This is a genomic window from Brucella tritici, assembly GCF_008932295.1.
Lineage (GTDB): Bacteria > Pseudomonadota > Alphaproteobacteria > Rhizobiales > Rhizobiaceae > Brucella > Brucella tritici.
Window position 1 is genome coordinate 71,794 of record NZ_WBWA01000007.1, and the last position, 20,973, is coordinate 92,766.

Sequence of the window (20,973 nt, forward strand, 5' to 3'; positions counted from 1 at the left end):
GATGGAATTTTCTATGGTGGTTTCCTCTCGGCTCAAGCATGGTTCCATCCGGGCTGCAGCAACTGCGTTGCTGGCCGGTCTTTTGCCGACGGCTGCACTCGCTCATCCGCATGTCTTTGCTGACGCACGACTGGAACTGACCATCGCGCCTGACGGTACTGTGCAGCAGCTTGCGCATGTATGGCGTTTCGACGACGTTTTCTCCTCGACCGTGCTGATGGAATTCGACAAGAACGGCGACCTGCAACTCGATAAGAATGAACTGATCGACCTTGGCCATGTCATCAATAGTTCGATTGCCGAATTCAAATATTTCCAGACAGTTCTGGACAATGGCAAAGACGTTAAAATGGCGAGGCCAACCGACCTTGCAGCCGATTTCACCGATAATCGCCTGTTGATCGTTTTTACCAGCAAGCCTGAAAAGCCGCTGAAACTGGCGGCAGGACACAAGGTCAGCTTCGGCGTCTATGACCCGACTTTCTATACCGCCATCGATTACATGAATGACGGCGATCTGGTTGTAAAAGGCCTGCCCGCAGGCTGCACCTCCAAGGTCATACGTCCCAATCCGGATGAGGCGCTCGCACAGAACCAGGCAACACTGACCGATGCCTTCTTCAACGATCCGGCAGGCACGGACATGTCGAAAATATTCGCCACCCGTCTTGAGATAGACTGTGAGCCGAAAGGAAAGACAGGCTGATGAGAAAACCGGCTACCTTCATTCTAACTCTCTGCCTTACGATGATCGTTGCGCAAGCCTATGCGCAATCATCGCTCGGCATTGGCGCGAATGAGGTGGCGATGAAGCCAACCGGGCCTTTCGCGCATATCATCCTCTGGATGAATGAGCAGCAGCGCTCGTTTTATCTCGCCATGACCACCGCGCTGAAAGCCATGCGCGAAGATCCATGGCAGGCTTCGGTTCTGGTCGGACTTTCCTTCATCTATGGCATTTTTCATGCAGCAGGGCCCGGTCACGGCAAGGCTGTCATCTCCTCCTATATGATCGCCAATGAAACGGCGCTCCGGCGCGGCATCTTCCTGTCGTTCATTTCATCGCTTTTGCAGGCGATCATGGCCATCGCCGTGGTTGGCCTCGCATGGTTCCTGCTGCGCGGCACCGGCATTTCCATGAACCAGACCGCCCGCTACATGGAAATCACCAGTTTTGCGCTTGTCCTGTTTTTTGGCCTCTGGCTTCTGGCGCGCAAACTGCCACTGCTTTTCAAGAAGCAGGACAATGCAAACCCCAGCCCGGCCTCATCGCTTTTTGCCGCGGCACCCGAACCGGCAATGGCTTCCGGCCCGGCATGGCAGGGCAGCATTTCGCAAACCACGCGCGCGGCAGCGGTCGGAAACACGGTAAAGCTCAACTACAAACCCGCAACTGCCGCTGCATCGGATCATATTTTCATCGGCGAAGGCGATGTATGCGCCGCATGCGGCAATGCCCATATTGCCGATCCGTCGACGCTCGGCGACAATTTCAACTGGAAGACGGCGTGGTCGGCAATTTTCTCGGTGGGCCTGCGTCCCTGCTCCGGTGCGCTGATCGTGCTCACGTTTGCGTTGTTGAATGGCCTGATGGTCGGCGGGCTTCTCTCGGTCTTCGCCATGGCGTTCGGCACATTCATCACCGTGGCTGTTCTCGCCACGCTGGCCGTCACCGCAAAGAACACGGCACTCAGATTTGCAGGAAGCAGTGCCATGTCGGGTCGGCTGAAGGCGGCAATCGAAGTCGCCGCCGCCCTGTTCATCGCGCTGACAGGGGCGCTTTTACTTAGTGCTTCGCTTGTTGGTTAGAGCGCATCCCGAAAAGTGTGAAACGGTTTTCGGATATGATGCGCGTTAAAACAAACAGTTAGAGCGCCGATCTGATTCAATCAGATCGAAACGCGCTCTAGTCCTTGTTCTGGCGGCGCGAGCGCAGCCAGAAAATGGCGAAGAAGCCCAGAACGAAAACAATCGGGAAGATGATCGCCGCGATTTGCGAGCGTTCGCCCAGCGCCAGCATGATGCTGGGCACGAAATAGGCAAGCACCCCGAAGCCGATCAGGATAATGGCAGCGGCAATTGCCGGGTTGCTCTTCTTACGCTCAGCCAAGATCACGAAACTCCTCAAGCTTCTTCTTCTGCTGACCGTCACTATCAAAGTTTTCCGGTGCAAGCCATGCCTGATAGGCTTTCTTCAAGGCAGGCCATTCGCTGTCGAGAATGGAAAACCACGCCGTATCGCGGTTCTTGCCTTTCGCCACCATATGCTGGCGGAAAATTCCCTCGAACGAAAAGCCGAAACGTTCGGCAGCCCGCTTGGAAGGTTCGTTTTCGTTGTGGCACTTCCATTCGTAGCGGCGATAGCCAAGCTCATCGAAAATATACTGCATGAACAGGAACTGCGCTTCCGTGGCTGCGGGCTTGCGCGAAATCAGCGGCCCCCAATAGATGCTGCCTATTTCGATAACACCATGGGTCGGGTCGATACGCATCAGGGTCTGGCGTCCGGCAACCTTGCCGCTTGCCTTGTCGACGACAGCGAAGAACAGCGGGTCTTCGCTCTTCGCTACCTTTTCCAGCCAGGGCTCGAATTCGTCTCGGGTTGCAGGCGGAAACTCGAACAGCCACGTAAAGCGCTGATCCGCATCAGCGACCGACGAAGCGGCGAAAAGTTCGTCCCCATGCTTCTTCGGGTCCAGCGGTTCCAGCCGTACATAACGGCCTTCAAGCACTTTGCGTTCCGGCTTGGGGCGCGGCGTCCAGTTCTGCAAATCAGTCATGCATATTCTCCCATTCGCCAGAGACAGGAGCATAAAAGAAGCGGGGCGAAAACCGGATTATTGTCCCCGCGTCATTTTTCCCGAATAGCTGCCCGATCGACGGAAACTGCCTTCACCAGCGCAACCACATGGTCCGCCGATCGCAGCGCCAATTCGTCAACCGAGCGCCGCGTCAGCCGCGCACCGAGACGACGTCCCTGAAAGTCCAGCGAAACATAGGCATTCGGGCCATCATCCATCGTAATGGCAGTGACGGTCACCGGCAGCACATTGCGAATACTGATTTTCTCCGGCACCTTGCGCGCTATGGAGACGTCACGTGCTCGCACGCGCAACCGCACATGCATGTTCTGTTTCAGCCCTGCATCGCTGAGCTGGAATGACGCGCCACCGAGATCGATTTCCGCCAGCTTGTAGCGCTCGTCATAGGACGAAACCATCCCCTCCAGCAGCACGCCGCCGCCCTCGCCCTCTGCGTCGATCAGCGGAAACACATCCGCCGCCGCACCGCTTGCCGTCACCCGTCCAGCAGACAGAAGCACGATTTCGTCGGCAAGCCGCGCGACTTCATCGATTTCATGGCTCACATAGACAATCGGCACGTGGCTTTCATCGCGAAGACGCTCGATGAAGGGTAGGATTTCCTGCCTGCGCGCATGGTCGAGCGATGAAAGCGGCTCGTCCAGCAAAAGCAGCGCCGGATCGGATAAGAGCGCGCGGCCAATGGCAACACGCTGGCGCTCGCCGCCGGAAAGCGTCGACGGCCGCCTGTCGAGAAGATGGTCGATACCGAGCAGCGCCACCACCTCATCAAAGCTGCGCGTCGCCTGTCTATGTCCGGCCCAGCGCGCATAAGTCAGGTTCCGCTTCACGCTCATATGCGGGAAAAGCCGCGCTTCCTGAAACACATAGCCGATCCGCCGCTTTTCCGGTGGCAGATTGATGCCCTTTTCGGCATCGAACAACGTGAAATCACCAACCGCAATGCGCCCGCTCTCTGGACGGAGTGTTCCGGCGATCATTTTCAGAAGCGTCGTCTTGCCCGCACCGGAATGACCGAACAACGCGGTCACACCCCAGTCGGCAGCGAAATCGGCCTCAACAGGAAACCTGCCATTGCGGCCCGTAATCGAGACAGCAAGCCCGCTCATTTCGTTGCTCCTGCAAGCCTGCGCTGCAACCATTCGGAAAGGACCACGGCCACAATCGAGATAGCTGCAGATATGGCGATCAGGCGGAATGCCTCGGCATCGCCCGATGGGGTCTGCATCAGGGCATAGATGGCAAGCGAAAGGGTCTGCGTTTCGCCTGGAATGTTGGAAACAAAGGTTATCGTAGCGCCAAATTCACCCAGCGCCTTGGCAAAGCCAAGCACTGCGCCTGCCAGCACACCGGGCAACAAGGGCGGCAGAATGACCGTGAAGAAGGCCGTGAAGCGGCTGGCGCCAAGCGTGCGCGCCGCTTCTTCAAGTCCGCGATCCAGCCCCTCTATCGAAAGCCGTATCGGGCGAACAAGCAGCGGAAACGCCATGACACCGGCGGCAAGTGCGGCGCCCGTCCAGCGAAAGGCAAAGGAAAGACCAAACAATTCCTGCAAGGGCGCACCAAGGGCGCCCCTCGCCCCGAACAGGATCAAAAGCAGATAGCCCGTCACCACCGGCGGCAGGACCAGCGGCATGGTGACGATAGCCTGCGCCAGAGACTTGCCCGGAAAATTGAACCGGGCAAGAATCCAGGCGACGATAAAGGCAACTGGCAGCGCGACAATGATGGCTATTCCGGCAACCCGGAGCGACAGAGACACAATCTGCCAGACATTGCCTTCCATCATTATTGGGCAGCCTCCGCAGCTCCCACGAAACCCTTGTCCTTGATGATCGCCTGACCGGCATCGCTTTCAAGGAAAGCAAGGAAAGCCTTGGCAGCATCGGTTTCGTTCTTCGCAACAAGCGCTGCCGGGTAAAGGATCGGTGCGTGGCTGCTGGCAGGGAAGCGATAGGCTTCGACCAGTTCCGGTGCTGCGGCACGGTCCGACGCGTAGACGATGGCAGCCTTCACTTCGGCGCGGCTGACATATTGCAGCGCAACGCGCACGTTCTCGGCAAAGACTGCATTCTTCTCGACATCCTTCCAGATATCGAGCTTTTCAAGCGCTGCCTTGCCGTATTTGCCCGCCGGGACATTCGACGGGTCACCCATGGCAAAGCGACCGGCGCTCAAAAGCTCCTTGGCCTCGCCCTTCGGCGTGTCCTTCTGCGTTGCAATCACCAGCGCATTGCCAGCGATGACCTTGCGCGAAGCCTTGTCGATGGCATCGGCCTTTTCAACATAATCCATCCAGTCGAGATCGGCGGAAATGAAAATCTGCGCTGGAGCACCCTGCTCGATCTGCTTGGCCAGAACCGACGAAGACGCAAACGACGCAACCACTTCGGTTCCGTCCTTGGCCTTCATCTGCTTGGCGGCTTCCTCGATAACGTCCTTCATGCTGGCAGCGGCGAAAACAGTCACCTTCTCGGCAGCGTGAGCGACCGAGGCGGCACCCGCAGCAACGGTGATGAGAAATGCGGCGATCAGTTTTTTCATAAATGTCCTCCATATTGCCCGTAGCAACGGACAAACCATCATCCGCCGGAAAACCGGCGTTGTTTCTGTGCGAGCATGGGAGATTTCCTATGCCCCGACTTGCGATGATGGGTGTGATGGAGGCAAACGCGACCCGGATGCCGTCAGACCCTTGATGCACGGGCGTCCATGCAAAAGCCGCCCAAAATTCCGTAACGAATTCAGATCGTTCCGGAACCAGAGCCACCATAATGCGATGAAATCTGTTTGACCAGCCCTATGCGGGCATATGCGGCAATAGAGCATTTCCTGTTTTGATTAAAACATTGGAAATGCTCTATTGTTTTGTTCTGACGCGCATCTTGTCCGAAACCGTTTCACACTTTTCGGGATGCGCTTTAGATCATTGCCGCAAAATGCCGTCAGCTACCGATGTGTTTATGCGCCCCGCGCAGCTCGGCAAGCTTCACCTGTTTCTGGCGCTCTGCATAACGTGCCCGATCTTCCGGCGTGCGTTCGTCATAACAACCGGCACAGGAAACGCCTTCCTCGAAAAACTGCGAAAGCTTGTCTTCGGGCGAAACCGGACGACGGCAGGCACGGCAAAGTTCGACGTCGCTTTCAGCAAGGCCATGGCCTACGGCAACGCGCTCATCGAACACGAAGCACTCGCCGTTCCACATGCTTTCCTCGCGCGGAACTTCCTCAAGATACTTCAGGATACCGCCCTTGAGATGGAAGACATCGTCGAAGCCGAGCCCCTTGACGAAGGCCGTCGCCTTTTCGCAACGAATACCACCCGTGCAGAACATAGCGATCTTCTTGCCTTCCAGCTTGTCGCGGTTCTGTTCGACCCATTCGGGAAACTCGCGAAAAGTCTTGGTCTGGGGGTCGAGCGCCCCTTCGAATGTGCCAATGGCATATTCATAATCATTGCGCGTATCGACCACGACGGTGTTCTCATCGGCGATGAGTGCGTTCCAGTCCTGCGGCGCAATATAGGTGCCAACGCTCTTCAACGGATCAATGCCATCGACACCCATGGTGACGATCTCGCGCTTCAGCCGCACTTTCATGCGATGGAACGGCATTTCGGAGGCGTGAGAATATTTGAGCTCCGGCTGAGCCAGACCGGGGATAGCCGTGATGTGCTGCACGAGTTTCTCAATCGCCTCGGCAGTGCCTGCAACAGTTCCGTTGATGCCTTCCGCCGCCAGAAGCAATGTTCCCTTGATACCATTCGAGCAGCAAAGCTGCGCCAGCGGCTCGCGCAGGCTTTCATATTGCGGGAGCGGCGCAAAGCAATAAAGGGCGGCAACGGTGAAAGGCAAATTGCTCATCGGTTCTATCTTCTTCGAAAATTTACCCCGCAACTAGCCCTCACAAACGGCGAATTCAAGTCAACTTTATCCTCATGCGGCCAAGTCGCCTCAAAATCCGCTTCGAAGAGCAACTTTTCGAGGAGAAATACATGTTCGACAGCCAGACGATTGCAGCCCTGGTGACAATGGCAAACGAGGCGGAAATCGACCCGGCGGCCTTGCTGGCAATTGCGGAAGTGGAAAGCGGCGGGCGGGCGCTGTTCGATATCAACGGAGGCAAGGAACCGGCCATCCGGTTCGAGGGGCATTATTTCGACCGCAGGCTGTCCGGTCGTCTGCGCGACTATGCCAGGACCAACGGCCTGTCGGCGCCAGTCGCAGGCCAGATACGCAATCCGAAATCGCAAGCCGCACGCTGGCTTCTGCTTGAACGTGCGATGGGCTTGAGCAAAAAGGCAGCGCTTGAATCCACCTCCTGGGGGTTGGGGCAGGTTATGGGTGCGCATTGGCAATGGCTTGGTTATGCGACTGTCGATGAACTTGTGGCGGAAGCACGCGGATCGGTTGCCGGGCAGGCGCGGCTGATGCTGCGCTTTATTGAAAAGGCAGAACTTCTGGATGTGCTGAAGGCTCGCAACTGGAGTGAATTCGCCCGGCGCTATAACGGCCCGGCTTTTGCCCGCAACGAATATGACAAGCGGATGGCCGAAGCCTTTCAGCGCTGGCAAAAGCAGCTCGACAGTTCTAAAAGAGCCGCATGACAACAATCCCTTCGGTGGTGGACAAACCGTCGAAGGAGATTTAAATCGATTTATACACTCAAACAGCCGAGCAAGCCGATGTCCCAGAAAACCGATCTTCTCGTCCCCATCATGACAGGCCAGCCGGTCATTCCGGTTCTGTTGATCGACAAGGTGGAGCATGCTGTTCCGCTGGCACGCGCGCTTGCCAAGGGCGGATTGCCCGCAATCGAAATCACCCTGCGCACGGCTGCGGCACTTGATGCCATCCGCGCGGTTGCGTCGGAAGTACCGGAAGCAATCGTCGGCGCTGGCACGATCCTCAATGCCAAGCAATATGAGGATGCAGCGAAGGCTGGTTCGCGCTTCATCGTCAGCCCCGGCGCGACGAAATATATCGTAGCCGCAGCCAATGACAGCGACGTGCCGCTTCTGCCCGCTGCGATCACGCCGAGCGAGATGCTGGCGCTGCGCGAAGAAGGCTATACCCATCTGAAATTCTTCCCCGCTGAACAGGCAGGCGGCGCATCGTTTCTGAAAGCGCTGTCCTCACCGCTGGCTGGAACCGTCTTCTGCCCGACAGGCGGCATCAGCCTTGCCAACGCCAAGAGCTATCTGTCGCTGCCCAACGTCGTCTGCGTCGGCGGCTCGTGGGTTGCACCAAAGGAACTCGTTGAAGCTGGCGACTGGGATGCAATCACCGATCTTGCAAGTGAAGCGGCTAATCTGAAAAGCTGAACAAGGCCAGATAGGAATGCAAAAGGGGCCTCAAAGGCCCCTTTTCTTTTGGTCTTTTCGACTGGCCGACGGTCAGTTGGTTTCCGTGAACTTGGCCACCGTCAGGAAGGTAACGGCATTACCGCTGAACTGGTTGGCGCGTTCAGTCGGCAGATTGCCGCGCTGGAACCCTGCCGTGTAGACCATGGCCGGTGCAGAGCGCATTGCATCATTGCGCAAGACCGGATTGGTCACCGGCACAGTGCTCGACACTGATTCCGTCGACATAGCGACTTCCGAAGTCGGCATCACGGCTGGCTGGACAACCGCACGCGGCTTGGACTGAGCCTTGGCCACATAACGCCCGCCTTTAGCGGTGGTGCGGACGCCGGTTTCGGCGGCCTTGCCAATCGCCGCGACCTGTTTATGGACTGCCGCTGGCGCGGTTGCCGTGGGCTTGGCCGATGCCGTACGGGCAACCGAAGCCGTCTGCACCGGTGCCGGAGCCTGTTTCGGCGCAGCATCTGCAACCGGCTTGCTGTCATAATCGTCGTCCGAAGGCGGTGCGATCAGCTCGCCGATCTCGTCTTTCTTGGAAAGCAGGGCAAGTTGCGTATTGGCGCGCGGCGCTTCCTTCGGCAGCGGGAAAGCTGCCGTTTCACCCGGCTGAGGCACAGCCACATTGCCTGCATCGGCAACCTGGGTCGGTTCGGCCTGCTCGCTATTGACCAGCGCGGCAATCGCGTCCTGACCGCTTGCGGCAGGGTTTTCACCCGGACGTGCCGGACGTGCCGACGGGATCACTGCGGCTGCAAGCTGCACATTGTCTGTTTCAAGCTGTGGGCGGGCCGATGGTATCGGCACAAAACCATTCATCAGCGGCGAAGGCGTACCGGCATCGGCAACCTGAACCGTGTTCGCATCGACCGCAGCGCGGGCGGCAGCCGCGGCATCGGCGGCAGGTTCGGCTGCGGCCAGCGCAACGGCATCCTGCGGTGCCATTGCCGGCTTGCGGGCCGGGATCGGAACATTGAGCGCAGCAACCGGAACTTCGGCTGCGGCCTGCGCCTGGGCATCAAGGCCCGTTTCCGGACGCGGCGCCTGCACTGGAAGCGGAGCGTCACGGGCTGGCAGAGCGGCAACCATGGTTTCACGCGGCTGCTGGACCGGCTCTTCTGGAACCGCTTCCGGGGCCTGACGCACAGGCGCTGCGCGAGCCGGACGGGCGGTCGCCGGTGGGGCACCTACATCGCCAGTATCTTCTTCTTCATCAGCGCCGCCGCCAAACAATGCACCGAACAGGCTCTTGCTGCGACGTGGGGCGGAATTGCTGGCCACCATGACCTCGCCGCCACCAGCCTTGCGCTTTTCGATCATGGCCAGTGCCTGCTCATAGCCAGGCAACGGCTTGCCGTCTGCCGGAAGGTGGGCAGTCTTGCCATCGGGGAACAGTGCGAGCAGCTCGCGACGGCTCATGCGCGGCCAGGAGCGAACATTGCCGACATCCATATGGACGAATGGCGAACCGGAACGCGGATAATAGCCGACGCCACCGATCTGATAGCGCATGCCGATGCCGCGCAGCTTCGCCAGTGGAACGCCGGGGATGTAAAAGTCCATTGCGCGTCCAAGCATGTGCTGGCTCTTCTTGGCAACCCCGGTATGCGCCGAGCGCGAACGCAGCATGGCGTTGGTGGCCGGTGAACGATAAGCGGAGACGACAGTGATATACTGGCTCGATCCGCTGGAGCGATAAACCTGCCAGACCAGATCGAACAGGCGCGGGTCCATCTTGGTCGGCTCGTTACGGCGCCAGTCACGCAGGAAAACGTTCAGCTTCTTCAAGCCCTGGGCATCGAAGCGCCCGTTCCTCTTGAAAACGATTTCCGCCTTTTCGCCCGTATGGACGTAATAAAGCTTGAGAGAACGGGTTTCAGCCGAAGCCTGCGAAGGAGACAGCGCCATGAGAACCGCAGCAGCGGCAAGGGCAGACGGAACGGACATAGATGCCTTCATCCCGGTCCAAACCTTCGCAAAGCGCGCTTTAATGGTCGATATGCTGTTCATCGAATCGTATCGCCTTACCGTTTTTCCGCCCCAGAAGCATTCTCCAGGCATCCCTCGGGACTTTCTTTGTGGTGCCACAAAAAGCCTGCGTCCCAGTTCCGCTCGAGCTCCGATTGTCGGATTTAATGGTTAATGGACGCTTAGTGAACAACAAATGAGGAAACACCATGGCAAAAAAGCCACACACGTGCATCTATTTTCGCCATGGTTAAAAAATTATTAACAGTCTTTAATCCGCAACACCACCTGCGAAGGGCTACAGCGAATCCATCATAAATAACTAGAATTCAATCAGTTAGATGTGGTTTGACTAGCTGGCTGCACGGTTGAAAGGGGTGTTTTCACCCTCTTCCTCACCTCCCGGCCCCTTGCCGGAAATCGACGCCACATCGATGCCATATTCCTTCAATTTCCGGTAAAGCGTGGTTCTTCCGATACCTAAACGCCGGGCAACCTCGCTGATCTGACCGTCATAATGAGCGATCGCGAACCGGATCATCTCTTCTTCGGCCGCAGCAAGCGTGCGCACCTCACCTGCTCCATCGACCCCGCTGAACAAGCCTGCCGAAGCGCTCACGCTTGGATCGTGATCGACAAGATTGAACCGCGCGGACTGCTGTGCAGTCCTTGCCGTCTCAGTCCCTGTACCGATCTGTGCGAAGTCAGCCGCCGTCAGTTCGCCAGTTTCGCAGAGAAGGACGGCGCGATAAACGGCATTTTTCAGCTCCCGCACATTGCCGGGCCAATGATAGGTCTTCAGCTTTTCCAGCGCATGGGTGGTGATGCCGGTTATGTGCCCCACCCGCTCTTCGCTGACATAGCGCATCATGAACTGATGCAGCAGGATCGGGATATCTTCCAGCCGGTTACGCAGCGGCGGCATGGCGACGGCAAAAGAGCCGAGCAAATGGTAGAGACCGGCGTGAAAACGCCCCATATCAACGAGATCGGCCAGGGGGCGACTGTTCGATGCCATGATGCGTGCATTGGAAAGCGTGCGCTCACCTCCACCGCCAGCCTCGAACTGGCCGGACTGCATGGCGGCAAAAAGCTTGATCTGCGTATGGCGCGGCAGCGCACCCACCTCATCAAGGAAAAGCGTACCGCCATCGGCTTCCACAAGCTTTCCGAGGCTGCGGATGACATCATCCTCGCGGCGGTCGCGCCGTGCCGTCGAAAGGCCGAAAAAGACTTCGTCGGCATTCTCCACAGTCAGGGTGCGACAATCGACCGTCACGAAAGGACCGCGCCAGCGGGCACCGCCACTGCAAATGGCGCGCGCCAGCGTTTCCTTGCCGCTGCCGGGCTCCCCCTCGATCAGAAGCGGCGCATCGAGCGCCGAAGCGCGACGCGCCAGAATGCTGATCCGCTCCATTTCCGGGCTCTTGATCGCCATGTCGGTCAGCGTGAGATGAGATTTCAGGGATGAGCGAGCGCGACGAATCTCCTGCGTCAGCGCGTCAATCTTCAGCACATTGGAAACGGACACCTGTACGCGCTCGAAGGCAACCGGCTTGGTCACGAAATCGACCGCACCCATTTTCATTGCCTGCAGAACCGGCTGAAGATCATCGTTTTGAACCAGAACGATAACGGGAACATTATTTCCAGCTTCGCGCATCCGGCGCAAAACGGTCAGGCCATCCATGTCCGGCATCGACAGATCGAGCAGCATCAGGACGATGTCCTTACGCTGGCTTACAAAGCCGAGTGCGCTTGCTCCGCCATCCGCAAGAATGGTTCGATAGCCCATGCGCATGACTATCGCTTCCAGATTGCGTCGATGAATCGGATCGTCATCCGCTATGAGTATGCGCGTGGCCATTAACAGCTATCATCAACCTATGGAGTTCCCGCGCCCAAAATCCTTAAACAGTTTAAATGTCTCATATTCCAGGCGCGTTATTTTGGGGCCAAGCCTTCAACGAATGCAAGGTACTAAAATGTGCCTTAGTGTCCCATTCACAAAATTTGTATCCTGAATCCACTTTCTGATTCAGGCATTTGCTTTCTGTAGTCCACTGCCAGACATAACATAGCAAGAATGCGAGGCGCTTTTCCCACCTCTTGGCGATCCTGGCAAGACATGCGAGAAGGAACCTAATAGGAGTATGTTCATGACCCGCTTTTCAGAATCCGTTTCCTTCAACAAAGTTTTACACGCACCTGCCGGCGGTGCGGTTGCCGCCGCAAAGACCGACCTCGGCGCCCTGCCGGAATGGAATCTAGGCGATCTTTATCCGTCTGCGGACAGCGCGGAACTGAAAAGCGACATCGAAAAGGCCATGAAGGATGCAGCGGCTTTCGAGGATCGCTGGAAAGGCAAGCTCGGCGGTGAAGCAGCCAAGGCAAATGGCGGCAATTTCGTCGATGCGATCAAGGAATTCGAGGCGCTGGACGAACTGATGGGCCGTATCGGCTCCTTCGCGGGCCTCTATTACTACGGCGACACGTCTGATCCGAAGCGTATGAAGCTTTTCGGCGACGTGCAGCAGAAGCTCACCGACGCCAGCACCCATCTCATTTTCTTCGGCCTGGAACTGAACCGCATCGACGATGCTATTCTCGAAAAGGCGATGAACGACAATGCGGCAATTGGCCATTACCGCCCATGGCTGACCGATCTGCGTATGGACAAGCCGTACCAGCTCGATGACAAGCTGGAACAGCTTTTCCATGAAAAGTCGATTACCGGCTATAGCGCCTGGAACCGGCTGTTCGATGAAACCATGTCGGGTCTTCGCTTTGAAATCGACGGCGAGGAGCTGAGCATTGAGCCGACGCTGAACATGCTTCAGGACGCCGATGGCGCCGTGCGTAAAAAGGCCTCCGATGCACTGGCAAAAACTTTTGCAGCCAATCTGCGCACATTCACGCTGATCACCAACACGCTGGCCAAGGATAAGGAAATATCCGATCGCTGGCGCGGTTTTCAGGATATCGCCGATAGCCGTCACCTCGCCAACCGCGTCGAGCGGGAAGTGGTGGACGCGCTGGCCAAGGCGGTGGAAGATGCCTATCCGCGCCTTTCGCACCGCTATTACGCCTTGAAGGCCAAATGGCTCGGCCTTGAAAAGCTTGAAAACTGGGATCGCAATGCGCCGTTGCCGGAAACGCCGCAGGCGCTCATCTCGTGGGATGAAGCGCGCGAAACGGTGCTGTCCGCCTATGGCAATTTCGCACCGGAAATGGCCGAGATTGCGAAACAGTTCTTCGACAGGAACTGGATTGACGCGCCAGTCCGCCCCGGCAAGGCGCCCGGCGCTTTTGCGCATCCGACTGTTCCGTCTGCGCATCCCTATGTGCTTCTCAACTATATGGGCAAGCCGCGCGATGTGATGACGCTGGCGCATGAGCTTGGTCATGGCGTGCATCAGGTTCTGGCGGGCGGTCAGGGCGCTCTGATGGCTTCAACGCCGCTCACGCTCGCGGAAACCGCATCCGTATTCGGCGAAATGCTGACTTTCCGTTCGCTTCTGGAGCGCACGAAAGACAAGCGCGAGCGCAAGGCCATGCTGGCACAGAAGGCCGAGGACATGATCAACACGGTCGTGCGCCAGATCGCCTTCTATCAGTTCGAACGTCGTGTCCACACCGAGCGCCGCGAAGGCGAACTGACCTCTGAGCGCATCGGCGAAATCTGGATGGAAGTGCAGCGTGAAAGCCTTGGCGATGCCGTCAATCTCAATCCGGGTTACGAAACCTTCTGGACCTATATCCCGCACTTCATCCATTCGCCGTTCTATGTCTATGCTTATGCTTTCGGTGACTGTCTGGTGAACTCGCTTTATGCGGTCTATCAGAACTCGGAAAAGGGCTTCCAGCAGAAGTATTTCGACATGCTGAAGGCTGGCGGCACCAAGCACCACAAGGAATTGCTTGCGCCGTTCGGTCTGGATGCAAGCGATCCGAATTTCTGGAGCAAGGGCCTGTCGGTGATCGAAGGCATTATCGACGAGCTTGAAGCCATGGAAGACTGAGCACTTGCGTGACTCACCAAAGCAATAAGCCGCTTATTCTGTTTCGGGATGACAAGGCGGGTCGTGATGTGCTTTTCACGGCCCCCTCATCAATCATCCGCGCCGACACGCCGGATGAGTTCGAACCCGCATGGGATGCGATGCAAATGGCCCACAATGCCGGAAAATGGCTTGCGGGTTATCTGTCCTATGAAGCCGGCTATCTTCTCGAATCCAAGCTGAAGCCGCTGCTGCCCGAGGGACGCAAAGCCCCGCTTCTCTGTTTTGGTGTGTTCGACGGCCCTTCAGATCAGTCGATGCACAGCCGCAGCGAAGACAATGCCACCTTTCTGCGCGATCCGGTCGCGCAATGGTCGTTCAACGACTACGCGCCCCGCTTCGAGCGATTGCACCGGCACTTACGCGAAGGCGATTGCTATCAGGGCAATCTCACCTTTCCGATCCATGCGGAATGGGGCGGCGATCCGCTGATTCTGTTCAACATGCTCGCAAAGCGCCAGCCGGTCCGCTATGCGACCTATTGCGATCTCGGTGGGCCAATTGTCCTGTCGCGCTCGCCGGAACTTTTCTTTGAAGTCGACGGCGACGGGTGGATTGAAACCCATCCGATGAAAGGCACCATGCCGCGCGGTGCGACACCTGAAGAAGACGAGCAGAACCGCCAATTTCTGCTGAACGATCCGAAGAACCAGGCTGAAAACCGCATGATCGTCGATCTGCTTCGCAACGACATTTCGCTTGTCAGCGAAGTGGGATCGCTGGACGTGCCGGAACTGTTCCGCGTCGAAACCTATCCTACGGTTCACCAGATGATCAGCCGCGTGCGGGCCAGGCTGAAAAAAAGCCTGCCGCTGCGTTCGCTTTTTGCCGCCTTGTTCCCGTGCGGCTCGATCACCGGCGCGCCGAAGATCAGCGCCATGGAAATCTTGCGCAAGCTGGAGACCGGGCCGCGCGACATCTATTGCGGCTCGCTCGGCTGGATCGAGCCAAGCGGACGGATGCGTTTCAACGTTGCTATTCGCACGATCTCGCTTCTCGATGAAAATCGTGCGATCTTCAATGTCGGGGGTGGCGTGGTCTTCGATTCCACGGCGCAAGCGGAGTACGAGGAATGTCTTCTGAAAGCACGGTTCGCGGCATTGTCGAGCCACATGGGGCACAGGCCGTAATCATGGAGCCGGATTATCAGCTCATCGAAACCATGCGCTGGGAGCCGCTCTCCGGCGTTCTGCGTTTCGATCTGCACATGGCGCGGCTTGAGAATTCTGCCCGTGAACTTGGCTTTTCCTGCAATATGGAAGCCGTCCGGCAGAAGATTGCGGAAAGCGGAACCGGCGAACAAGCCCTGAAACTGCGGCTGACGCTTGCGCCGGACGGGGTCGCCACGGTCTCCAGCACTCCATACGAACCACTCTCCTGCCAGACGATCTGGCGGATCGCAATTGCCCGCACACATCTCGATCACAACGATCTCCTGCTGCGTCACAAAACGACGCGGCGGCAGGCTTATATCGCCGCACGCGAGGAGTATTCACCGGCGGAGGTCGATGAGGTCATCCTGCTCAATGATCGGGGCGAAGTCTGCGAAGGAACAATTACGTCGATATTTCTCGATGTTGGCGGCACGACCTGCACGACACCCACTCTTTCATGCGGCCTCCTTGACGGAGTGCTGCGCCGCGAATTGCTGAACAACAATGTCGTCGAAGAGGGTATCGTTACCGTTGAAGCGCTCAAAAGCGCGCGCAACATTCTCGTCGGCAATTCGCTGCGCGGTATGATCCGCGCGAAGCTGGTCGAGGCTTAAAAAGCTAAAACACGTTAAACATGTATTGATGTCATCGGCTTGTGACGTTTCTTTCTTTCTATGAAGTTGTGTTATCGTTCCCGCGCATAAGCTAAACCGGGCTAAGGATAACCCGACACCGCAATCCTGCGGCTCTCAAGAGGAAGAAAATGGCGAAAGCGAAATGGCAAGTCTATGGCGAGATAACCGGCCCCGTCATCATGATCGGCTTTGGGTCGATCGGGCGCGGTACCCTGCCGCTGATTGAACGTCATTTCAAATTCGACAAAACCCGCATGGTCGTGATCGATCCGAGCGAAGCCAACCGCAAGATTCTCGACGACAAGGGTATTCGCTTTCTCAAGGAAGCGATCACCAAGGACAATTACAAAAAAGTTCTCGGGCCCCTTCTGAAAGAAACAGAAGGCCAGCCTTTCATCGTCAATCTTTCGGTCGATACCGGATCGCTCGATCTGATGCGTTACGCCCGAGAGCATGGCGCGCTTTATATCGATACGGTGGTGGAACCATGGCTCGGCTTCTATTTCGATACCGATGCCGACAATGCCTCGCGCACCAATTATGCGCTGCGCGAAACGGTTCGCGCTGAAAAGCGCAAGAACCCCGGCGGTACGACCGCCGTTTCCTGCTGCGGCGCCAATCCGGGCATGGTCTCGTGGTTCGTCAAGAAAGCGCTCGTTGATCTTGCGACTGAACTGAAGCTCGATTTCGCCGAACCGGCAGCCGATGACCGCCACGGCTGGGCGAAACTGATGAAAAAGGCAGGCGTCAAGGGCATTCACATCGCAGAGCGCGACACCCAGCGCGCAAAAGAGCCGAAGCCTTTCAACACGTTCTGGAATACATGGTCCGTCGAAGGCTTCATCGCCGAAGGCCTGCAACCGGCAGAGCTTGGCTGGGGCAGCCATGAAAAATGGATGCCCAAGAACGCCCACAAGCAGAAGAAGGGCAACAAGGCCGCCATCTTCCTCGAACAGCCCGGCGGCAATACCCGTATTCGCACCTGGTGTCCAACGCTCGGTGCCCAATATGGCTTGCTGGTCACCCATAATGAAGCGATCTCCATCGCCGATTTCTTCACGCTGCGCGACAAGAAGGGCAAGCTCGACTTCCGCCTCACCTGCCATTACGCCTATCATCCGAGCAATGATGCCATTCTGGCGCTTGATGAAATGTTTGGCGCTGCTGGCCGGGCGCAACCGGTGCAGCATGTTCTTGAAGAGCATGAAATTCTGGACGGCAGCGACGAACTCGGCGTGCTGCTCTATGGCCACGAAAAGAATGCCTATTGGTACGGCTCGCAGTTGACCGTAGAGGAAGCGCGCAAGCTTGCGCCTTATCAGAATGCAACCGGACTGCAGGTTTCCTCGGCTGTTCTGGCGGGCATGGTCTGGGCGCTGGAAAATCCACGAAGCGGTATCGTCGAGACCGACGAGATGGATTACCGTCGCTGCCTCGAAGTTCAGATGCAATATCTGGGCCCATTGAACGGCTATTACACCGACTGGACGCCACTGGAAGGTCGCGGTCATCTGTTCAAGGAAGACCTCGATACCAAGGACCCATGGCAATTCCGGAATATTCTGGTTCGCTAAACTGAATAACTGCCCGGCTTTGCCGGGCAGTTTTCATTGCGGCAGTTTCGCAACAATCGCGTAATCCTCACATTGAGGGCTTGTTTTCGTGCAAGTTTCAATACATCAAACTAATCATCCCCGAGCGGTTCCAATCAGCACGGAATCGTTGAAGCCGCTCTGAATACTTGGTTTTACGCATTTCAAAGGTCAGACATCATACAGTTCTGGCCGGAGATGTTCTAATGGAGAGCATGGATATGAAACGCTTCCGCATCATTGCCCCTCTTGCAGTCATGTCGCTGGCGTTGGCCGCGTGCGAAACGACTGGCCCGGTTGGCGGCAATGCCCCGACCGTCTCTCGCGCCCCGGCAGGCATCGAAGGCAGCTGGGTCGATCCAAACGGCATCGTTTCGTCATTCAACGGCGGTATTTTCGAGACCCGCTCCACCGATACGAACGAAAAGCTTGCCGAGGGCAACTACCGTTACCAGTCGCCGCAGCTTGTTGAAATCGACATGCGCTCCATCGTGCGCGGCACGTCGTCGAAAGTGAACTGCGCACTCGTCTCGCCGACGCAGCTTAACTGCACGTCATCGTCGGGCTCGCGCTTCTCCCTGACGCGTCGCGCTGCAGCATAAGCACCCGATATCTTGCGTAATTTTCAAATATTTACGGCGCGGGAAACACCCGCGCCGATAGAATTTCGCAAGCGGCAATTGTCAGGATTGTAATTTGTCTTTTTTTCTCTAGTTTTCCGGCTGAACAGGAGTCGGAAGATGAGTGAGATGGATAAAGTGCAGGAGAAGCCCAGCCAGACAACCAAAACTGAGGTGCAGGCAAAGCTGCCCAAGGTCGGTGTTCTGCTGGTCAATCTCGGCACACCGGATGGCACGAGTTACGGCCCGATGCGCCGTTATCTGGCCGAGTTTCTCTCGGACCGCCGCGTCATCGAATGGCCGCGTCTTATCTGGTATCCGATCCTTTACGGCATCGTTCTCAACACTCGCCCGAAGCGTTCTGGCAAGCTTTACGACCGTATCTGGAACCGCGAGAAAAACGAATCCCCGCTGCGGACCTATACCCGCGCGCAGGGCGAAAAGCTTGCCAAGGCGCTTGCCGACTATCCGAACGTGGTCGTGGACTGGGCAATGCGCTATGGCCAGCCCTCCATTGAAAGCGTGACCGACCGCCTGCTGCAGCAGGGTTGCGAGCGGATCGTCATGTTCCCGCTCTACCCGCAATATTCGGCAACGACGACAGCGACGGTCAACGACAAGTTCTTTGAAACGCTGATGAAAAAGCGCTTTCAGCCGGCAGTGCGTATCGTTCCATCCTATGAAACGGAATCCGTTTATATCGAAGCACTGGCCCGCTCCATCGAGAAGCATCTGGAAACACTTTCCTTCAAGCCGGAAGTGATCCTCGCATCCTATCACGGAATTCCAAAAAGCTATTCGGACAAAGGTGATCCCTACCGCCAGCAATGTCTTGAAACATCACGTCTTTTGCAGGCCCGGCTGGGCCTTGATGACAGCCAGTTTCGCTCCACATTCCAGTCGCGCTTCGGCCCGGAAGAATGGCTCCAGCCTTATACTGACGAAACGGTGGAAGAACTGGCCAAACACGGGGTCAAGTCGATGGCTGTTCTCAATCCGGGTTTCGTTGCCGACTGTCTGGAAACAGTGGATGAGATCGGCAACGAGGCCGCTGAAGAATTTCTTGAAAACGGTGGCGAAAATTTCAGCCATATTCCTTGTCTCAACGACAGCGAAGACGGCATGAAGGTCATCGAGACACTGGTGCGTCGCGAATTGCAGGGATGGGTGTAAGTGAGTAGGTGATTAGGGCAGTATGTTTGCCTCGCTAAAGCATCTATTGTCATATTGCCCTACTGCCTTACTGCCTTAAAAGGGGAAACAATCAATGACCGGTTTCGATATCACGCTGCTCATTCTGGCCGCACTGGTTCTGGCAACGCTGTTTGCCGGTATCAAGACCGTGCCGCAGGGGTTTAACTACACGGTTGAGCGGTTCGGACGCTATACGCGGACGCTCAATCCCGGCCTCAATCTGATCGTGCCGTTTTTCGACCGCATCGGCGCGCGTCTCAACATGATGGAGCAGGTGCTCGATGTACCGACGCAAGAGGTTATCACCCGCGATAATGCTATCGTCGGCGTTGACGGCGTCGCTTTCTATCAGGTGCTGAACGCAGCGCAGGCAGCCTATCAAGTAGCGAACCTGCAATATGCGATCCTCAATCTGACCATGACCAATATCCGTACCGTCATGGGCTCGATGGATCTCGATGAACTGCTATCGAACCGCGATGCGATCAACGATCGCCTGCTGCGTGTCGTCGACGATGCCGCCCATCCGTGGGGCCTTAAAATGACCCGCGTGGAAATCAAGGATATCAATCCGCCGGAAGATATCGTTACCTCGATGGCGCGCCAGATGAAGGCCGAACGTGACAAGCGCGCGCAGGTTCTTGAAGCCGAGGGCGATCGTAACGCACAGATTCTGCGTGCTGAAGGTCAGAAGCAGTCACAGATTCTCGAAGCTGAAGGCAAGCTGGAAGCGGCCAAGCGCGAAGCAGAGGCACGCGAACGTCTGGCCGAAGCAGAAGCGAAGGCCACCACCATGGTTTCTGATGCCGTTGCCAACGGCAATGTGCAGGCGCTTAACTACTTCGTGGCGCAGAAATATACGGAAGCGCTCAGCAATATCGCCAGCGCTAAGAACCAGAAGATCGTACTGATGCCGCTTGAGGCAAGCTCCCTCATCGGTTCGCTCGGCGGCATTGGCGCAATTGCCAAGGAAGTCTTTGGCGATGGCAGCAGGCCGGTCGACCCGGCACCACAGCCACCGACCCCTTCCCGTCCGCGCAGCGTTCCTTCCGCTGGACGCTAAAGCTGCTCAACAAAAGGAAGAGAGGGCGCCATGATTATTGAATATCTGTCCGGTCTCGGCATTTGGAACTGGCTCGTTTTCGGGCTGATCCTGCTGATACTGGAAATCTCGGCGCCCGGCTTCTTCTTCATCTGGTTCGGGCTTGCAGCGCTTGTGACCGGTGCGCTTGCCTTTCTCCTGTCTTCGACAACAGGGTTTGGCTGGCAGTTTCAGACGGTCGTTTTTCTGGTTCTGGCGGTCATTTTCGTGCTGGCGGGACGTCGTTTCTTCGGGTCGCGCAGCACCGATGCCGATGAACCCTTGCTCAATCGTCGCGGCGAACAACTCGTCGGCCAGCGTACCACCTTGACGGAGCCGATCGTCAATGGTCGCGGGCGTATCCGTATCAACGATACGATGTGGCGCGTGAAAGGGCCTGATCTGCCAGCCGGAACAGAAGTCCGGGTCGTTGCCTTCGATCCGGTTTCGCTGGAGATTGAAGTTGCTGAATAGGGGAATAGAAAGG

The 20,973-nt window shown here is 57.1% G+C and carries 20 protein-coding genes; 12 read left to right on the top strand and 8 right to left on the bottom strand.

Features of this window, described 5'->3' with window-relative positions:
* The first annotated feature begins 1 nt into the window (after nucleotide 1).
* Nucleotides 2-706 carry a DUF1007 family protein gene (locus tag F9K91_RS09630; RefSeq protein ID WP_151644229.1) on the top strand — a complete coding sequence of 235 codons (705 nt, stop codon included), beginning with the start codon at nucleotides 2-4 and terminating at the stop codon, nucleotides 704-706.
* Entirely contained in the window at nucleotides 706-1,809 is a 1,104-nt protein-coding gene (locus tag F9K91_RS09635; RefSeq protein WP_151556755.1) for a nickel/cobalt transporter, read from the top strand. Before F9K91_RS09630 ends, F9K91_RS09635 begins: the two co-directional genes overlap by 1 nt.
* A gap of 97 nt (nucleotides 1,810-1,906) precedes the next feature.
* On the opposite strand, the gene F9K91_RS09640 is transcribed toward F9K91_RS09635, so the two are convergent.
* From F9K91_RS09640 to trhO, 6 genes are all read right to left on the bottom strand, one after another.
* Nucleotides 1,907-2,116, bottom strand: coding sequence for a hypothetical protein (locus F9K91_RS09640; protein ID WP_010660689.1), 210 nt, complete (start codon nucleotides 2,114-2,116; stop codon nucleotides 1,907-1,909).
* Nucleotides 2,103-2,780 carry a GNAT family N-acetyltransferase gene (locus F9K91_RS09645; RefSeq protein WP_151651896.1) on the bottom strand — a complete coding sequence of 226 codons (678 nt, stop codon included), beginning with the start codon at nucleotides 2,778-2,780 and terminating at the stop codon, nucleotides 2,103-2,105. The genes F9K91_RS09640 and F9K91_RS09645 overlap by 14 nt, the downstream gene beginning before the upstream one ends.
* A 71-nt stretch (nucleotides 2,781-2,851) precedes the next feature.
* On the bottom strand, nucleotides 2,852-3,931 hold the full coding sequence (modC, locus tag F9K91_RS09650; RefSeq protein ID WP_151677690.1) for a molybdenum ABC transporter ATP-binding protein: 1,080 nt from the start codon (nucleotides 3,929-3,931) through the stop codon (nucleotides 2,852-2,854).
* Nucleotides 3,928-4,614 (bottom strand): molybdate ABC transporter permease subunit, encoded by a 687-nt coding sequence (gene modB, locus F9K91_RS09655; RefSeq protein ID WP_192800802.1) that lies wholly within the window; start codon nucleotides 4,612-4,614, stop codon nucleotides 3,928-3,930. Before modB ends, modC begins: the two co-directional genes overlap by 4 nt.
* The gene (gene modA, locus F9K91_RS09660; protein WP_151556366.1) at nucleotides 4,611-5,366 is read right to left on the bottom strand and encodes a molybdate ABC transporter substrate-binding protein; all 756 of its coding nucleotides are present in this window, start codon (nucleotides 5,364-5,366) and stop codon (nucleotides 4,611-4,613) included. The genes modB and modA overlap by 4 nt, the downstream gene beginning before the upstream one ends.
* Nucleotides 5,367-5,767: 401 nt before the next feature.
* Nucleotides 5,768-6,685: an oxygen-dependent tRNA uridine(34) hydroxylase TrhO gene (gene trhO, locus F9K91_RS09670; protein WP_151651900.1), complete on the bottom strand. Its 918-nt coding sequence runs from the start codon at nucleotides 6,683-6,685 to the stop codon at nucleotides 5,768-5,770.
* A gap of 131 nt (nucleotides 6,686-6,816) precedes the next feature.
* Between trhO and F9K91_RS09675 the strand changes: the two genes are divergently transcribed.
* Both F9K91_RS09675 and F9K91_RS09680 read left to right on the top strand, forming a co-directional pair.
* Complete coding sequence (locus tag F9K91_RS09675) at nucleotides 6,817-7,428, top strand: N-acetylmuramidase family protein (RefSeq protein WP_151556368.1); 612 nt, start codon at nucleotides 6,817-6,819, stop codon at nucleotides 7,426-7,428.
* A gap of 78 nt (nucleotides 7,429-7,506) precedes the next feature.
* The gene (locus F9K91_RS09680) at nucleotides 7,507-8,145 is read left to right on the top strand and encodes a 2-dehydro-3-deoxy-phosphogluconate aldolase (protein WP_151677691.1); all 639 of its coding nucleotides are present in this window, start codon (nucleotides 7,507-7,509) and stop codon (nucleotides 8,143-8,145) included.
* A 72-nt stretch (nucleotides 8,146-8,217) separates the two neighbouring features.
* Here F9K91_RS09680 and F9K91_RS09685 read toward each other — a convergent pair whose 3' ends face one another.
* Complete coding sequence (locus tag F9K91_RS09685; RefSeq protein ID WP_151677744.1) at nucleotides 8,218-10,140, bottom strand: DUF882 domain-containing protein; 1,923 nt, start codon at nucleotides 10,138-10,140, stop codon at nucleotides 8,218-8,220.
* A 361-nt stretch (nucleotides 10,141-10,501) separates the two neighbouring features.
* Entirely contained in the window at nucleotides 10,502-12,016 is a 1,515-nt protein-coding gene (locus F9K91_RS09695; protein ID WP_151677692.1) for a sigma-54-dependent transcriptional regulator, read from the bottom strand.
* A 292-nt stretch (nucleotides 12,017-12,308) separates the two neighbouring features.
* Between F9K91_RS09695 and F9K91_RS09700 the strand changes: the two genes are divergently transcribed.
* The 8 genes from F9K91_RS09700 to F9K91_RS09735 all read left to right on the top strand — a co-directional run bounded on the left by F9K91_RS09700 (nucleotide 12,309) and on the right by F9K91_RS09735 (nucleotide 20,960).
* Nucleotides 12,309-14,171: a M3 family oligoendopeptidase gene (locus F9K91_RS09700; RefSeq protein ID WP_151677693.1), complete on the top strand. Its 1,863-nt coding sequence runs from the start codon at nucleotides 12,309-12,311 to the stop codon at nucleotides 14,169-14,171.
* A gap of 8 nt (nucleotides 14,172-14,179) precedes the next feature.
* On the top strand, nucleotides 14,180-15,340 hold the full coding sequence (locus F9K91_RS09705) for an aminodeoxychorismate synthase component I (protein WP_151677694.1): 1,161 nt from the start codon (nucleotides 14,180-14,182) through the stop codon (nucleotides 15,338-15,340).
* On the top strand, nucleotides 15,283-15,978 hold the full coding sequence (locus tag F9K91_RS09710; protein ID WP_061347609.1) for an aminotransferase class IV family protein: 696 nt from the start codon (nucleotides 15,283-15,285) through the stop codon (nucleotides 15,976-15,978). Before F9K91_RS09705 ends, F9K91_RS09710 begins: the two co-directional genes overlap by 58 nt.
* A gap of 149 nt (nucleotides 15,979-16,127) precedes the next feature.
* Complete coding sequence (locus F9K91_RS09715; RefSeq protein WP_151677695.1) at nucleotides 16,128-17,573, top strand: homospermidine synthase; 1,446 nt, start codon at nucleotides 16,128-16,130, stop codon at nucleotides 17,571-17,573.
* A gap of 239 nt (nucleotides 17,574-17,812) precedes the next feature.
* Nucleotides 17,813-18,193: an outer membrane lipoprotein Omp10 gene (gene omp10 / locus F9K91_RS09720; protein ID WP_061347697.1), complete on the top strand. Its 381-nt coding sequence runs from the start codon at nucleotides 17,813-17,815 to the stop codon at nucleotides 18,191-18,193.
* Nucleotides 18,194-18,331: 138 nt separating this feature from the next.
* The gene (hemH, locus tag F9K91_RS09725) at nucleotides 18,332-19,384 is read left to right on the top strand and encodes a ferrochelatase (protein ID WP_151556377.1); all 1,053 of its coding nucleotides are present in this window, start codon (nucleotides 18,332-18,334) and stop codon (nucleotides 19,382-19,384) included.
* A gap of 94 nt (nucleotides 19,385-19,478) precedes the next feature.
* The gene (locus F9K91_RS09730) at nucleotides 19,479-20,468 is read left to right on the top strand and encodes an SPFH domain-containing protein (protein ID WP_151677696.1); all 990 of its coding nucleotides are present in this window, start codon (nucleotides 19,479-19,481) and stop codon (nucleotides 20,466-20,468) included.
* Nucleotides 20,469-20,498: 30 nt separating this feature from the next.
* Entirely contained in the window at nucleotides 20,499-20,960 is a 462-nt protein-coding gene (locus tag F9K91_RS09735; RefSeq protein ID WP_061347605.1) for an NfeD family protein, read from the top strand.
* Nucleotides 20,961-20,973 lie beyond the last annotated feature (13 nt).

Excerpts from the sequence above, each read along its gene's own strand:
- F9K91_RS09630 (WP_151644229.1), top strand. The coding sequence starts at position 2 with ATGGAATTTTCTATGGTGGTTTCCTCTCGGCTCAAGCATGGTTCCATC.
- F9K91_RS09635 (WP_151556755.1), top strand. The coding sequence starts at position 706 with ATGAGAAAACCGGCTACCTTCATTCTAACTCTCTGCCTTACGATGATC.
- F9K91_RS09645 (WP_151651896.1), bottom strand. The coding sequence starts at position 2,780 with ATGACTGATTTGCAGAACTGGACGCCGCGCCCCAAGCCGGAACGCAAA.
- modC (WP_151677690.1), bottom strand. The coding sequence starts at position 3,931 with ATGAGCGGGCTTGCTGTCTCGATTACGGGCCGCAATGGCAGGTTTCCT.
- modA (WP_151556366.1), bottom strand. The coding sequence starts at position 5,366 with ATGAAAAAACTGATCGCCGCATTTCTCATCACCGTTGCTGCGGGTGCC.
- trhO (WP_151651900.1), bottom strand. The coding sequence starts at position 6,685 with ATGAGCAATTTGCCTTTCACCGTTGCCGCCCTTTATTGCTTTGCGCCG.
- F9K91_RS09675 (WP_151556368.1), top strand. The coding sequence starts at position 6,817 with ATGTTCGACAGCCAGACGATTGCAGCCCTGGTGACAATGGCAAACGAG.
- F9K91_RS09680 (WP_151677691.1), top strand. The coding sequence starts at position 7,507 with ATGTCCCAGAAAACCGATCTTCTCGTCCCCATCATGACAGGCCAGCCG.
- F9K91_RS09685 (WP_151677744.1), bottom strand. The coding sequence starts at position 10,140 with ATGAAGGCATCTATGTCCGTTCCGTCTGCCCTTGCCGCTGCTGCGGTT.
- F9K91_RS09695 (WP_151677692.1), bottom strand. The coding sequence starts at position 12,016 with ATGGCCACGCGCATACTCATAGCGGATGACGATCCGATTCATCGACGC.
- F9K91_RS09700 (WP_151677693.1), top strand. The coding sequence starts at position 12,309 with ATGACCCGCTTTTCAGAATCCGTTTCCTTCAACAAAGTTTTACACGCA.
- F9K91_RS09710 (WP_061347609.1), top strand. The coding sequence starts at position 15,283 with ATGTCTTCTGAAAGCACGGTTCGCGGCATTGTCGAGCCACATGGGGCA.
- F9K91_RS09715 (WP_151677695.1), top strand. The coding sequence starts at position 16,128 with ATGGCGAAAGCGAAATGGCAAGTCTATGGCGAGATAACCGGCCCCGTC.
- omp10 (WP_061347697.1), top strand. The coding sequence starts at position 17,813 with ATGAAACGCTTCCGCATCATTGCCCCTCTTGCAGTCATGTCGCTGGCG.
- hemH (WP_151556377.1), top strand. The coding sequence starts at position 18,332 with ATGAGTGAGATGGATAAAGTGCAGGAGAAGCCCAGCCAGACAACCAAA.
- F9K91_RS09730 (WP_151677696.1), top strand. The coding sequence starts at position 19,479 with ATGACCGGTTTCGATATCACGCTGCTCATTCTGGCCGCACTGGTTCTG.
- F9K91_RS09735 (WP_061347605.1), top strand. The coding sequence starts at position 20,499 with ATGATTATTGAATATCTGTCCGGTCTCGGCATTTGGAACTGGCTCGTT.